Origin of the sequence: Rheinheimera hassiensis (assembly GCF_022436675.1) — a bacterium.
GTDB classification, from domain to species: domain Bacteria; phylum Pseudomonadota; class Gammaproteobacteria; order Enterobacterales; family Alteromonadaceae; genus Alishewanella; species Alishewanella hassiensis.
Genome location: NZ_JAKUJZ010000002.1, coordinates 188,655 through 202,744 on the forward strand (window position 1 = coordinate 188,655; position 14,090 = coordinate 202,744).

Here is a 14,090-nt window from a genome sequence, read left to right on the forward strand (position 1 = left end):
GGGCGGTGCTCTCCCAGCTGAGCTAACAATCCATGGGATAAGTCTTTTACATCAAATTTGGTGGATTGTACTGGGTTTTAATCAGTGTCCACCGTCTCGTCGTGAAGAGCGGGCGGTGCTTTTCATGATAAGACATCAAGTGGTGGATTGTACTGGGTTCGAACCAGTGACCCCCGCCTTGTAAGGGCGGTGCTCTCCCAGCTGAGCTAACAATCCACGCTGTTTGATGGCGCTCATTATAGGGAGCATGAAAAAGCTGTCAACATTATTTTGGCAATTGTGGTTTGCCTGCTGCAAAAGTAAACATTCTGCCGTGCTTTAACGCAAAACAGATGCAGCCGCTCCGCCTTAGCGGGTGCATCCGGCGCGCGGCATTGTTACAATAGCCGCCATTATTGCACTATGATGGATAAACTATGTCTCTTGTTACCCGTTTTGCTCCTAGCCCAACCGGTTATTTACACGTTGGTGGCGCCCGTACCGCCTTGTTCAGCTGGTTATATGCCAAAAAGAAGGGCGGCAAATTTATTTTGCGTATTGAAGATACCGACTTAGAGCGTTCTACCCAAGAATCGGTTGATGCCATTTTAGAAGGCATGAGCTGGCTGGGGCTGGATTACGACGAAGGCCCGTATTACCAAACCAAGCGTTTTGATTTATATAAAGAAGTGGTAGCGCAGCTGGTGGCTGACGGTAAAGCCTATAAGTGTTTTTGCACCATAGAAGAAGTTGACGCTATGCGCGAAGCGCAAACGGCCGCCGGTGAAAAACCGCGTTATAACGGTATGTGGCGTGACCGTACCGATCATCCGGCGGATAAACCCTTCGTGATCCGTTTTAAAAACCCGCAAAGCGGCACTGTGGTCATCGATGATTTAATTAAAGGCCGCATTGAAATTGCCAACAGCGAGCTGGACGATTTAATTATCGCCCGCAGCGACGGTACACCAACTTATAACCTTACCGTGGTGGTTGACGACTGGAAAATGGGCATTACCCATGTGATCCGCGGCGATGACCATGTTAATAACACGCCAAGGCAGATGAATATTCTGGCCGCGTTGGGTGCAGATATTCCCAAATATGCCCATGTGCCAATGATTCTGGGCGATGATGGCAAGCGCTTATCCAAACGCCACGGCGCTGTGGGCGTAATGCAATACCGCGACAACGGCTTTTTACCCGAGGCCTTGCTGAACTATTTAGTGCGTTTGGGCTGGTCACATGGCGACCAGGAGATTTTCAGCAAAGACGAGTTAGTGCAGCTGTTTGACCTGGATAGCTGTAACCGCGCGCCGTCGGCATTTAACACCGATAAACTGATTTGGCTAAACCAGCACTATATGAAAACCCTGCCAGCAGAGCAGGTAGCAGCGCAGCTGCAGTGGCATATTGCGGAGCAAGAGCTGGATATCAGCAATGGCCCGGCGTTAACTGAACTGGTGAAAGCTCAGGCTGAGCGGGTAAAAACACTTAAAGAAATGGTTGAAGTAAGCCGCTATTTCTATGAGGACTTCAGTGAATTTGATGCTGATGCTGCAAAAAAACATTTACGTCCGGTCGCATTGGAACCTTTGCAGGCCGTTGCAGCCAAACTGGAAGCATTAAGCGACTGGTCAGTATCGGCCATTCACGATGCGATAAACGCCACGGCGGAGCAGCTGGGTGTGGGCATGGGCAAAATTGGTATGCCGCTGCGGGTGGCGGTAACCGGTGGCGGAAATTCTCCGGCTTTGGATATTACGCTGGCGTTGATTGGCAAAACACGCAGTCTGGCGCGGTTGCAAAATGCGATTACAACTGTGCAGCAACGCGCGGCGCAAACAGAGCAATAAGCGTTAAAAGCCCGGATAACCCGGTTCAGTCTCACTGGGCAGGGTTATGTTGGCTGATACAATAAAAAAGCCGAAAGGCAGGGAACAAATAATAACAACCGGGATGGCAATATAACTCATGGGTAACTAATCATACAAAAGGAGTGACCAGACGGAATAATGCCTTCTTTTTACAAAGGTATCAGCGCTGTGCTGATGCTTTGCTTGTATGGGGTACAAGCGAGCGAAATAGAACACTTGCCCAGTAGCGAAGAGCCACTGCAGCCGATAGGCTTCTTTGGCACCGTGACAGGTGATGTGGAGCTGGGGTTTTTGCTGACATCAGGCAATACTGACTCTTTTGCTATTCGGGCAAACAGTGAACTGGTGCATGAGCTGGAATATTTTCGTAACCGGTATCAGTTGCAAAGCCTGTTGCAAAAAAATAACGTGACCAATGCCAGCACCGGTGACAAAAACCAGGTTACCACAGCCAGCCGTTATGGTTTTACCGGCCAGAGCAACTACAAAATTGTTACTGGCAGGAAAACGGTGTTTGGTCGTGGTGCTTATCTGCACGATAAGTTTGGTGCGTTTACAGAGCAGGCTTCTTTGGTGGTGGGGTATGGTAACCGGCTTTATGAAAAACAAAGCGATTACTTTGATCTGGAAACCGGCCCCGGTTTCGGTCATCAGGAAGCGGCGTCGGGTAACGCCAACACCGGCCTGATCTGGTATCTGGCGGCGAATCTGGATTATCAGTTGTACGATACCACTAAGTTTCGCCAGGCACTGGAAGGCACTATGTCACTAAATGGTGAAAACTCTACCCTGCTAAGCCGCAGCAGTTTGACTGCTCAGTTGGCAGGCAGCCTGTCAATGCGGTTTAATTTTGTGCTGAAGTTTAACTCTGATCCAGAAGGGGAGCGTAAGCAGATGGACACTGAAACGTCAGCTTCGCTGGTGTATACGTTCTGATGTAAAAAGCCGGTGAAAACCGGCTTTTTTGTCTTTGAGTTTTACTGCCGAAAAATCAGTGTAATACGCGGGCGCGTAAGGTTCCCGGTATGGTTTTTAACTCGTTCAGTGCCTGCTCTACATCGTCTGAATCAATATCAATGACGACATAACCTATATCAGCATTCGTTTGCAGGTACTGGCCGGCAATATTGATATTCAGCCGGGCAAAAGCTTCGTTAATCTTGGTCAGTACACCGGGTTGGTTTTTATGCACATGCAACAAGCGCGAACGGCCTCTATGTTCTGGCAGTGAAACTTCGGGGAAATTCACTGCAGACAGGGTTGAGCCATTGTCGCTGTATTTCACCATTTTACCGGCTACTTCAAAGCCAATATTCTCCTGTGCTTCCTGGGTTGAGCCACCGATGTGCGGTGTCAGGATCACGTTGTCAAAGGCACGCAGTGGCGAGATAAACTCTTCGTCGTTACCTTTAGGCTCAACCGGAAACACATCAATAGCGGCACCAGCCAGCTTTTTGCTATGCAGCGTCTCAGTTAACGCATCAATATCCAGCACAGTACCGCGCGAGGCATTAATTAAAATACTGCCAGGTTTCATTAACTCAAGTTCGGCTTCACCAATCATGTTTTTGGTTTGCGGGGTCTCTGGCACATGCAGGCTTATTACGTCTGATGTTTTTAGCAAGGTGCCAAAATTTACCTGAGTGGCATTACCCAGCACCAGCTTGTCTTCTATATCGTAAAACTGCACCCGCATACCGATATTCTCGGCCATAATGCTTAGCTGAGTGCCGATATGGCCATAACCGATAATGCCGAGGGTTTTACCACGCGCTTCAAAAGAGTTATTCGCCGTTTTTTGCCATTCACCACGGTGGGCGGCGGCGTTACGCTGCGGAATACCGCGCAGCAACATAATAATTTGCCCTAAAACCAGCTCGGCTACCGAGCGGGTGTTGGAGAACGGCGCATTAAATACCGGGATAGCGCGTTTTAATGCTGCGGTTAAATCTACCTGATTGGTTCCGATACAAAAACAACCAATAGCGACCAGCTTGCCGGCGGCCTCCAGTACTTTTTCTGTCAGTTGGGTGCGCGAGCGGATCCCGATAAAGTGGGCATCTTTAATGCGTTCGATCAGCTCGTCTTCCGGCAGGGAGGTTTTTAAATACTCAATATTGCTATAGCCCTGATTTTTAAAACTTTGCACGGCGCTTTGGTGCAAGCCTTCTAATAACAATATCTTAATTTTGTCTTTGGCCAGCGAAAATTTTTCCATGTCACGTCTCTTCAATAAATTAAAAATAAAATCAGTTGGTTAGTTATTGTTGTTATAGTTTTTCGTGGCCTTGAGCTGTTATTTAGCGAATAACCTGTGTACCTGTGGCACTGCCTACCAATACCATGTCGGCAGCGCGCTGCGCAAAGATGCCATTGGTGACTACGCCGACAATATTATTAATTTGTTGCTCCAATACCAGTGGCTCAGTAATAGCTAAATCGTGTACATCGAGGATCATATTGCCGTTATCGGTGATCACACCGGCACGTAATACCGGCCGGCCACCCAGCTTACTTAGCTCACGCGCCACATAGCTGCTGGCCATTGGGATCACTTCTACAGGCAACGGAAATTTACCCAGCACTTCAACCTGTTTGCTTTGATCAACAATGCAAATAAAGGTATCGGCGACAGCCGCCACGATTTTTTCACGGGTAAGGGCAGCACCGCCACCTTTAATCATATGTTTTTGCGCGTTTATTTCATCGGCACCGTCAACGTAAACACTAAAACTGTCAATGCTGTTTAAATCCAGCACCTCGATACCCAGTGCTTTGAGTTTTTCGGAAGATTGTACCGAGCTGGACACCGCACCTTTAATGTCATACTTAATGCTGGCCAGGGCGTCGATAAAATGATTTACCGTAGAGCCGGTGCCCACGCCAACCACGGTATTACGCGGGATAAACTCCAGCGCAGCCCAGGCGGCATTTTTCTTCATTTCATCTTGTGTCATCAGCTGTTCCAAATTCATTTAGCCATACAGATGGATATTATATCGAAAGGGCCTGCCGACAAAAGGGCAAAAACGGAAAAAGGCAAAACTGTTTTACAGCATGGGTTAGGTGTATATGTCGCCGGCCACAATACGCCCTCTGGCTCGCCACAGCAACTCGCCCTAATGCCTGCGGCAGGGCTCAGACACTCTGTGGCGACCAGACCGCGTTTCTGGCCTGCTTTCTTGGGTTAAGCCTTAAGCACTCAGCGAAAATCAAAATATTTCCCCGGCGTAATAATCTGCTTTAACGGAATATCCCAGGCCTCACCTGGCACGGCATCTACCTGCTGGCAGTTATGCGCCAGACCGATAACCTGACAGTGGCTTTCAGGCGGCAGTTGCGACAAAGTGCGATCATAAAAACCGCCACCCATACCCAGGCGGTTACCGGCTGCATCAAAGGCGACCAATGGCGTAAAAATAATATCCAGTTGCTGCAGCGGTATCAGTCGGTGGCAGGCTGGAAAAGGCTCTGGTATGCCAAATTTATTCGGGGAGAGCAAGGTGTCTTTATCGTAGCGCACAAACAACAAATAACCGGCTACAAACGGATGCAACACCGGCAAATACACGCTTTTGCCCAACTGCCATAGGGCCTGAATAAGCGGATAGGTATCCAGCTCGCCGTCATTGGCTAAATACAACGCTATATGCTGGCCTGGCGCAATAATATCGCTGGCGAGCACCTTTGCGGCTAAATCAGTAGCAGCTTGTTGCTGGGCCCCGGCGCTTAGCTGTTGCCGCCTTTTACGGATCAGACTTCTGAGTTGTTGGCGCTGGCTTGTTGTATCGGGCAAAACAGAGTTCAGTGTGGCGGTAGTCATATAATTGAGTATGCCTGAACGGTGGCAGAATAAAAGAGGTTCTCCAAATTGCCGTGTCTGGTGTTAGCCCTTGAACCATAGGTTCAAGGCGGGAGTCAGATGGCTGCCTCAGGCTTCCCGGTACGGGCCGGGCTTGCACACTGGCAGCGCAGAAGAATCCCTATGTAAAAACAATTATCGGCTCAGGGACATCCACCTGATCACCAACAATCCAGAGAACAGGCTTGAGTATAACACCGCAGTTTGCCTTGTATAAGGTTATTCATCGCAGTTTTGTGCCTGCGGATGTTAGTTGCATGGTTTTTCAGCAACTTTTGTTTACGCTTTACGCCATGATTAAAACTGCAGTGCGAAGGTTGGCGCTTTTTCGCCGGGGTGGTAGCATAAAGGCAGGTAATCACAGCACGAACAGTTATATGAGCAGCCCTTTTTTATTAAGCTACGACGAGTGGACCTACAAGCTGGATCAGGCTTATGTTATGGCGTCTGCAGCCGAAGTACACGGTTTAATTGCCGGTTTGTTAAGCGCCGGAGTAGAGCCCGACGCACAACAACTGCTGCCGGTGCTGCACGATTTTCTCAATGATGGCCAGGCATTACCAGCAGATGTAAAACAGCATGTGGCAAGCTTAATTGACGTTACCCACAAAGAGCTGGCGCAAAACGATTTTAGCTTCAGCATGTTACTACCAAGTGACGACGACAGCCTGCCAGAGCGCCTTGACGCCATGGTAGAATGGACCCAGGCATTTTTGGTTGGCTTTGCTGTACAGCAAACCGATTTGTCGCTGGTATCAGATGATGTGCGCGAAGCACTGGATCAACTGAGCGAAGTTACCCGTATTGATATTCACACCACCGATGATGGCAGCAGCGAGGAAAACGAAGAAGCATATTTTCTGGTGCTGGAACATATCCGTATTATGGCGCTGGCCTGCTACACCGAAGTGGGGCAGAAATTTAGCCCTAAACCGGTCGGCAATAAGACATTACATTAAATGACACAGACTGCTGTAACTTCAGATCTCCCGCTGTTTGATATAGTGATCAGTGGCGGCGGCATGGCCGGTAGCACTTTGGCCTGGGCGTTACTGCAGGCTAACCCGGCACTTAAGCTGGCAATTATTGAACAGCAGGCTGAAACAATCAGCCAGGCCAGTTTTGACAGTCGCAGCATAGCGCTGGCCGCAGCCAGTGTTAATTTGCTGCAGCAATGGGGGTTATGGGCAGACATTAAGCCCAAAGCCTGTGCTATTGAGCATATTCACGTATCTGATCGCGGCCATTTCGGTAAAACCCGGCTTGGTGCGGCGGAATATCAGCAACAGGCGCTGGGTTATGTGCTGGAAGTAGAGCATTTAGGCGCGCTGCTGTCAGAAAAACTGGCAGGCTATAAACAGTTGCAACGCTTTGCCCCCAATACCCTGACGGCAATAACGCCAACTCAACAACAGCAGGTGCTGACATTAAATGATGGCACAGTACTGCAAGCTAAATTACTGCTGATTGCCGAAGGTGGTTTATCGCCCAGCCGCAGCATGGCAGGTTTTAGTGTGCTGGAGCGTCAGTATCAGCAGCATGCTGTGATTGCCAATCTGGCATTAGCACAGGGGCACCAGCACACAGCCTTTGAGCGTTTTACTGAACATGGCCCCATCGCATTATTACCGCTTACCAGCCAGCGCTATTCGCTGGTATATACCGCCACACCGGATGAAGCAGATAGATTAATGCGGCTTAATGACACTGCTTTTGTAGCACAGGTACAGCAGGCATTTGGCTACCGCGCCGGTATCTTCAGTGGGGCAGGAAAGCGGGCTAGCTACCCGCTTAGTTTACGTGTCAGCGGCGATATAGTGCGCCATCGTACGGCGCTGTTAGGTAACAGTTTGCATAATGTGCACCCGATAGCCGGCCAGGGCTTTAACCTGGCACTGCGCGATATTGCTGAGCTGGTACGTCAGGTTAGCGCCGCGCCGCACGATATTGGCGGTTATGCTATGCTGCGCGCCTACCAGCAGGCCCGCCAGCTAGATATCAACACCGTAACCACCGCCACCGATGCTTTGGTGCGTATTTTCTCTAACCGCTCGCGCTTAATGGCGCTGGCGCGTAACACCGGTTTACTGGCGATGACACTGTGCGATGAATTAAAACGCCCTGTGGCCGAACAGGCCATGGGGCTGCGGAGCTAAAATGCAAAATGTTGATATTACTATTGTCGGAGCCGGCAGCGCCGGGTTAACCCTGGCTTTGCTGCTGGCACCGCTTGGCCTGCAAATTGTTATATTGGAGCAGGGCGATGCGCCACATAGCAGCAATATTAACCATCAGCGGGTTAGCGCGCTTAACCTGGCCTCTATGCGCGTGCTTAGCCATATTGGCGCCTGGCCAGCTATTGCCGCCACGGCACAAAGTTATAACCGTATGCAGGTATGGGATGCTGACAGCTTTGCCAGAATTGAGTTTGATGCACAAGCTGAGCGTTTATCTGAACTTGGCTGGATTTGCGACAACGAGCAAGTGCGTGTGGCGCTGTATCAGCAATTACAGCAGCACACTAATGTACGCTTAGAGTTTAACTGCACGATCAACAGCCTGGCACAAAGCGAGCGCGATGTGCTGATTAATATTAACCAGCAGCAATTACTGCTAAGCCGCTTACTGGTAGGTGCTGATGGCGTAAATTCTATGGTGCGCACAACTATGCAGCTACCGCTTACCCACTGGGATTATGAGCAGCAGGCTATTGTGGCAACCATTAACACCGCACAGCCACACGAGAGCACAGCAAGACAGGTGTTTTTACCGACCGGGCCGCTGGCGATGTTACCGCTGCCTGATCCACAGCAATGCTCTATTGTCTGGAGCTGCAACCCAGAGCGCGCTGCACAACTGCTGGCACTGGACCAGCATGGCTTTAACCAGGCCCTAACTGCTGCCAGTAACAGTGTGCTGGGTTTACTGCAACTGCATACTGAACCCAAAGCCTTTGGCCTGAAAATGCGTTATGCCAGTAGCTGGTTGCGCGGCCGGGTAGTGCTGGTAGCCGACGCCGCCCACAGTATTCATCCGTTGGCGGGGCAGGGCATGAATTTAGGCCTGATGGACGTTGCTGCATTAGCAGAACTAATCAGTGAATATGTGAGTGACAATAAAGACTTTACCGACAACCGCCTGCTGCGCCGGTATGAGCGCTGGCGTAAGGCAGAAGCGCAAACCCTGATTGCTGCGATGGAAGCTTTTAAGCGTGGTTTCAGTAATTCGCAGCCGTTGCTTAAGCTGGTAAGAGCTGTTGGCATGAGTGGTATTAATCAATTGCCGTGGTTAAAAGGTCAGATTATTGCCGCAGCCCTTGGTAACAGTGGCGACTTGCCTAAGCTTGCCCGGCCTCAGGCAAAAACTGCGCGTAGTGCCTGAGTTAGTTTTTTTGGTAATTACGGCCGTCGCATTACAAAAACTAATTAATCTGGGGCTGTTGGCAACGGAAGCCTTGCGTTATAATCCGAGCGCCTTTTTATCCGCCGATGCTGCATAAGTTAATTAAAACTAAACAGCGGCGCTGAATTTCCGGCGCCATGCGGGCCTTACATTAAGCAGGACATAACAATGGCTAATCAAACTGCGTTACATGGCAAACACCTCGAAGCGGGTGCCAAAATGGTTGACTTCTTCGGCTGGGACATGCCCATCAACTACGGCTCTCAAATTGAAGAACATCACGCGGTACGCCGCGACGCTGGTATGTTCGACGTTTCTCACATGACTATTGTTGACTTAAAAGGCGCCAGCACCCGCGCCTTTTTGCGTTATTTACTGGCCAATGATGTCGCTAAACTGACCGTGCCGGGCAAAGCGCTGTACAGTGGCATGTTAAATGAAGCCGGTGGCGTGATTGACGATTTAATTGTGTATTTTCTGCAGGAAGACTTCTTCCGTCTTGTGGTCAATTCGGCCACCCGTGAAAAAGATTTAGCCCACATCAACAACGAAGCCAAGGCTTTTGATGTAACCGTAACTGAGCGTCCTGAGTTCGCCATGATTGCCGTACAGGGCCCAAATGCCAAAGCTAAAGTCGCCACCTTATTAAGCGCTGAGCAACAAGCTGCAGTTGCTGGTATGAAGCCATTTTTTGGTGTGCAGGCTGGTGACTTGTTTATTGCTACCACCGGTTACACCGGTGAAGACGGCTACGAGATTGCCTTACCAAACGGGCAGGCCGCCGATTTCTGGCAAAAACTGCTGGATGCCGGTGTAGCCCCGGCTGGTTTAGGTGCGCGTGACACTTTACGTTTAGAAGCCGGCATGAACTTATACGGCCAGGATATGGACGAAACCGTATCGCCACTGGCAGCCAATATGGGCTGGACCATTGCCTGGGCACCACAAGAGCGCAACTTTATCGGCCGTAAAGCTATTGAACAACACAAAGCCGAAGGTACCTTTAAATTGGTTGGCCTGGTAATGGAACAAAAAGGCGTATTACGCCATGGCCAACGCGTAGTGGTAGAAGGCGGCGAAGGTGAGATTACTTCAGGTACTTTCTCGCCAACATTAGGCTACAGTATTGCCATGGCCCGCGTACCTGCGACTGCAGGCGATACAGCCGAAGTGGATATTCGCGGTAAGATGGTTGCGGTTAAAGTAGTAAAGCCTGCCTTTGTTCGCATGGGCAAGAAAGTTATCTAAACTGTGACAGTAATTAAAAAAACAGACTAAATAAGACGACACCAGCTAAGGATTAAACAATGAGCTCAATTCCTAACACATTGAAATACGCCAGCAGCCACGAGTGGGCGCGCGACGAAGGCAACGGTATCTACACTGTAGGTATTACTGAGCACGCCCAGGGCCTGCTGGGTGATATGGTGTTTGTTGAATTACCCGACGTAGGCGATGCCGTAACTCAGGGCGATGACTGCGCAGTAGCCGAGTCAGTAAAAGCCGCCTCTGATATTTATGCGCCGCTGTCAGGTGAAATTGTCGAAGTAAACGAAGCGCTGGCCGACTCACCAGAGCTGGTAAACAGCAGCCCGTACGAAGATGGCTGGATGTTTAAAATTAAAGTGTCTGATACTGCTGAACTGCCAGCATTGTTAGACGCTGCCGGCTACAAAAACTCTATCGACGAGTAAGCCAACTTAGCCAATCCGTTTAAGCCCCGTGCCCGTAGTAGTTAAACGTTAAGCCACGGGGCTTAGCTTTTAGTAGCAACAAAACCTTACCAGGACATTCCAGGCATGACCAACTCCGCTGTGAAAACCCTGTCGCAACTTGCGAACCACGACGAATTTATTCAGCGCCATATCGGCCCGGACGCGGCAGAAACCGCTGCCATGCTAAGTGAGCTGGGTGTAGACAGCATTGAAGCGCTGATTGCCCAAACGGTACCGGCGGATATCCGCCTGACCACACCACTGGCCACCGGCCCGGCCCGTACTGAAGCCGATGCATTAGCTGTGTTAAAACAAGCTGCGGCAAAGAATAAAATGTTCAAATCTTACATTGGTATGGGTTATCACCCGACGTTAACGCCCAATGTGATCCTGCGTAATGTGCTGGAAAACCCGGGCTGGTACACGGCGTACACGCCATACCAGCCGGAAATTGCCCAGGGCCGGTTAGAATCGCTGTTAAACTTCCAGCAATTAACGCTGGATTTAACTGGTATGGAGCTGGCCAGCGCCTCGTTGCTGGACGAAGCCACCGCCGCTGCTGAAGCCATGGCATTAGCCAAGCGTGTTACCAAGAGCAAGTCTAACCTGTACTTTATCAGCGATGATGTACACCCGCAAACTATCGACGTGGTAAAAACCCGCGCCGAAATGTTCGGTTTTGACATCCTGGTAGGTAAAGCGGCCGATGCTGCTGCGCACGACGTATTCGGTGCCTTAATTCAATACCCAACTACTAACGGTGATATCCGTAACGACAGCGAATTAATAGCGCAGTTACAGGCGAAAAAAGCCATAGTTGCCGTTGCTACCGATCCTATGGCACTGCTGCTGTTAAAGGCGCCGGGCCAATTAGGTGCTGACGTAGTATTAGGCAGCGCCCAGCGTTTTGGCGTACCTATGGCCTACGGCGGCCCGCACGCGGCATTTTTTGCTACCCGTGATGCTTATAAGCGCTCTATGCCGGGCCGTATTATCGGTGTGTCGAAAGACCGTCGCGGTAATCAGGCACTGCGTATGGCAATGCAAACGCGCGAGCAACATATCCGCCGCGAAAAAGCTAACTCGAATATCTGTACTGCTCAGGTGTTGCTGGCCAATATGGCATCGTTCTATGCCGTGTATCACGGCCCGTTGGGGCTGAAAAATATCGCGCAGCGTATTCACCGCAATGCCGATATTTTTGCTGCCGGCCTACAAGCCAAAGGCGTGGCTTTAGTTAACGCGCACTGGTTCGATACCGTTACCTTTAAAGTAAGCGACCGTGCTGCTGTGGTTAAGCGTGCCTTAGCGGCTGGTGTTAACCTGCGCACCGACGTAGCCGACTCATTAGCGGTAAGCTTCCATGAAGCCACCAACAGCACTGACATCGCAGAGCTGTTTGATATCGTTCTGGGCGCAGGCCACGGCTTAAGCGTGGATGCACTGGACAGCGCTATTGTTGAAGACGGCAGCAAGTCTATTCCTGCCGATTTAGTGCGTAACGACAGCGTGCTGGGCCATCCGGTATTTAACCAGTATCACAGTGAAACTGAGATGCTGCGTTATATCAAAAAGCTGGAAAACAAAGACTTATCATTAAACCACTCGATGATTTCGTTAGGTTCATGCACGATGAAGCTAAACGCCACTGCCGAGATGATCCCGGTAACCTGGCCTGAATTTGGCTCGCTGCACCCGTTCGTGCCGCGCGACCAGGTTGATGGTTACTACGAGATGATTAACCTGCTGGGCGACTGGCTGGTAAATATCACCGGCTACGACAATATCTCTATGCAGCCAAACTCGGGTGCCCAGGGTGAGTACGCCGGTATGGTGGCCATTCGTAAGTATCACGAGAGCCGCGGCGAAGGCCATCGTAATATCTGTTTAATTCCGGTATCGGCGCACGGTACTAACCCGGCCACTGCCGCCATGACCAGCTACGACGTAGTGCTGGTAGAGTGCGACAAGCGCGGCAATATCGATATGGCGGATCTAAAAGCCAAAGCCGCAGAAGTGGGCGACCGCTTAGCCGCTATCATGGTTACTTATCCATCTACCCATGGCGTATTTGAAGAAAGTATCCGTGAGCTGTGCGACGTTATTCACAGCTACGGCGGCCAGGTGTATATGGACGGCGCCAATATGAATGCTCAGGTAGGCTTAACGGCACCTGGCTTTATCGGCTCAGACGTATCGCACTTAAACCTGCACAAAACCTTCTGTATTCCACACGGCGGTGGCGGCCCGGGCATGGGTCCTATCGGTGTGAAAAGCCATTTGGCACCGTTCCTGCCTAACCACGCTGTGGTTGGTATCGACGGTACCGGCAAGGATAACGGCGCCGTATCTGCCGCGCCGTTTGGTAGTGCCGGTATATTGCCAATCAGCTGGATGTACATTGCCATGATGGGCGGCGAGGGCTTAAAACAAGCTACTGAATACGCCATCCTGAATGCTAACTACATGGCAAACAAACTCGACCCGTTGTTCCCGGTACTGTACCGCGGCACCAACGGCCGTGTGGCGCACGAATGTATTATCGACATTCGTCCGGCTAAAGAAGCCAGTGGCATTACCGAGATGGATATTGCCAAGCGCTTAATGGACTTTGGTTATCACTCACCAACCATGAGCTTCCCGGTAGCCGGCACGCTGATGATTGAGCCAACCGAGTCTGAAAGCAAAGCCGAGATGGATAAGTTTATCGAAGCGATGAGCACCATCCGTGCCGAAATTGCCAAGGTAGAAGCAGGCGAGTGGACAGTGGACAACAACCCTCTGGCCTACGCACCGCATACCATGCAAGACATTTTCGACCCGGCATGGGACCGCGCCTACGAGCGCCAGTACGCCGCCTTCCCGGCAGCTTACGTGGCAGAGAACAAGTTCTGGCCAACGGTTACCCGTATTGATGACGTATACGGCGACCGCAACCTGATGTGTTCGTGCCCAAGCCCGGAAGCGTATCGGTAAGCGGTTAGCGCTTTGATCACGACATATCTAGTTGGATACTGATCCTATCTAGTTGGAAACCGACCAAACTAGAAGGAAACTCGTGTGAAACACTGATAAAAAGAGGCGAACTTAGGTTCGCCTCTTTTTTACGTCTGAATCAGGCTCGACCGTTCAGTAGAGATCATCACTAAAAATCATCGTGCTGGCAGGATCATTTGCGTGTGTGATGAGTTCTTTTAATGTTGCCTGATAATGCGGAGTTCTGGCTTCAAAGTGGCGTGTCATAGCATACAAAAT

General features: G+C 50.5%; 11 protein-coding genes, 1 tRNA gene and 1 other RNA gene. 8 read left to right on the forward strand and 5 right to left on the reverse strand.

Translation table 11 applies throughout. From position 1 onward, the window contains the following. Positions 1–140: 140 nt before the first annotated feature. Positions 141–216 (reverse strand) — tRNA-Val (locus MJX74_RS03770). Between the two features lie 200 nt (positions 217–416). Here MJX74_RS03770 and gltX point away from each other — a divergent pair. After that, positions 417–1,835, forward strand: a complete 1,419-nt coding sequence (gene gltX, locus MJX74_RS03775) for a glutamate--tRNA ligase (protein ID WP_240221000.1) — start codon at positions 417–419, stop codon at positions 1,833–1,835. Positions 1,836–1,994: 159 nt separating this feature from the next. Then, complete coding sequence (locus MJX74_RS03780) at positions 1,995–2,792, forward strand: DUF481 domain-containing protein (protein WP_240221002.1); 798 nt, start codon at positions 1,995–1,997, stop codon at positions 2,790–2,792. A gap of 55 nt (positions 2,793–2,847) precedes the next feature. On the opposite strand, the gene serA is transcribed toward MJX74_RS03780, so the two are convergent. From serA to ssrS, 4 genes are all read right to left on the reverse strand, one after another. After that, positions 2,848–4,074, reverse strand: a complete 1,227-nt coding sequence (gene serA / locus MJX74_RS03785; RefSeq protein WP_240221004.1) for a phosphoglycerate dehydrogenase — start codon at positions 4,072–4,074, stop codon at positions 2,848–2,850. A gap of 82 nt (positions 4,075–4,156) precedes the next feature. Beyond that, positions 4,157–4,813: a ribose-5-phosphate isomerase RpiA gene (gene rpiA / locus MJX74_RS03790; RefSeq protein WP_240221006.1), complete on the reverse strand. Its 657-nt coding sequence runs from the start codon at positions 4,811–4,813 to the stop codon at positions 4,157–4,159. Between the two features lie 245 nt (positions 4,814–5,058). After that, the gene (locus MJX74_RS03795; protein WP_240221008.1) at positions 5,059–5,679 is read right to left on the reverse strand and encodes a 5-formyltetrahydrofolate cyclo-ligase; all 621 of its coding nucleotides are present in this window, start codon (positions 5,677–5,679) and stop codon (positions 5,059–5,061) included. Between the two features lie 36 nt (positions 5,680–5,715). Further along, a non-coding RNA gene (ssrS, locus tag MJX74_RS03800) (6S RNA) lies at positions 5,716–5,900 on the reverse strand. Between the two features lie 195 nt (positions 5,901–6,095). On the opposite strand from ssrS, the gene MJX74_RS03805 reads away from it, so the two are divergent. The 6 genes from MJX74_RS03805 to gcvP all read left to right on the forward strand — a co-directional run bounded on the left by MJX74_RS03805 (position 6,096) and on the right by gcvP (position 13,811). Beyond that, complete coding sequence (locus MJX74_RS03805) at positions 6,096–6,677, forward strand: UPF0149 family protein (RefSeq protein WP_240221010.1); 582 nt, start codon at positions 6,096–6,098, stop codon at positions 6,675–6,677. Continuing rightward, complete coding sequence (ubiH, locus tag MJX74_RS03810) at positions 6,678–7,874, forward strand: 2-octaprenyl-6-methoxyphenyl hydroxylase (protein ID WP_240221012.1); 1,197 nt, start codon at positions 6,678–6,680, stop codon at positions 7,872–7,874. It begins immediately after the preceding gene. A 1-nt stretch (position 7,875) separates the two neighbouring features. Continuing rightward, the gene (locus tag MJX74_RS03815) at positions 7,876–9,099 is read left to right on the forward strand and encodes an FAD-dependent monooxygenase (RefSeq protein ID WP_240221014.1); all 1,224 of its coding nucleotides are present in this window, start codon (positions 7,876–7,878) and stop codon (positions 9,097–9,099) included. Positions 9,100–9,288: 189 nt separating this feature from the next. Then, the gene (gene gcvT / locus MJX74_RS03820) at positions 9,289–10,368 is read left to right on the forward strand and encodes a glycine cleavage system aminomethyltransferase GcvT (protein ID WP_240221016.1); all 1,080 of its coding nucleotides are present in this window, start codon (positions 9,289–9,291) and stop codon (positions 10,366–10,368) included. Between the two features lie 59 nt (positions 10,369–10,427). Beyond that, positions 10,428–10,814: a glycine cleavage system protein GcvH gene (gene gcvH / locus MJX74_RS03825; RefSeq protein WP_240221018.1), complete on the forward strand. Its 387-nt coding sequence runs from the start codon at positions 10,428–10,430 to the stop codon at positions 10,812–10,814. Between the two features lie 105 nt (positions 10,815–10,919). After that, the gene (gene gcvP, locus MJX74_RS03830) at positions 10,920–13,811 is read left to right on the forward strand and encodes an aminomethyl-transferring glycine dehydrogenase (protein ID WP_240221019.1); all 2,892 of its coding nucleotides are present in this window, start codon (positions 10,920–10,922) and stop codon (positions 13,809–13,811) included. The last annotated feature ends 279 nt before the right edge of the window (positions 13,812–14,090 follow it).

Bases quoted from the DNA above. Each gene is read 5' to 3' on its own strand.
- gltX (WP_240221000.1), top strand. From the start codon at position 417: ATGTCTCTTGTTACCCGTTTTGCTCCTAGCCCAACCGGTTATTTACAC.
- MJX74_RS03780 (WP_240221002.1), top strand. From the start codon at position 1,995: ATGCCTTCTTTTTACAAAGGTATCAGCGCTGTGCTGATGCTTTGCTTG.
- serA (WP_240221004.1), bottom strand. From the start codon at position 4,074: ATGGAAAAATTTTCGCTGGCCAAAGACAAAATTAAGATATTGTTATTA.
- rpiA (WP_240221006.1), bottom strand. From the start codon at position 4,813: ATGACACAAGATGAAATGAAGAAAAATGCCGCCTGGGCTGCGCTGGAG.
- MJX74_RS03795 (WP_240221008.1), bottom strand. From the start codon at position 5,679: ATGACTACCGCCACACTGAACTCTGTTTTGCCCGATACAACAAGCCAG.
- MJX74_RS03805 (WP_240221010.1), top strand. From the start codon at position 6,096: ATGAGCAGCCCTTTTTTATTAAGCTACGACGAGTGGACCTACAAGCTG.
- ubiH (WP_240221012.1), top strand. From the start codon at position 6,678: ATGACACAGACTGCTGTAACTTCAGATCTCCCGCTGTTTGATATAGTG.
- MJX74_RS03815 (WP_240221014.1), top strand. From the start codon at position 7,876: ATGCAAAATGTTGATATTACTATTGTCGGAGCCGGCAGCGCCGGGTTA.
- gcvT (WP_240221016.1), top strand. From the start codon at position 9,289: ATGGCTAATCAAACTGCGTTACATGGCAAACACCTCGAAGCGGGTGCC.
- gcvH (WP_240221018.1), top strand. From the start codon at position 10,428: ATGAGCTCAATTCCTAACACATTGAAATACGCCAGCAGCCACGAGTGG.
- gcvP (WP_240221019.1), top strand. From the start codon at position 10,920: ATGACCAACTCCGCTGTGAAAACCCTGTCGCAACTTGCGAACCACGAC.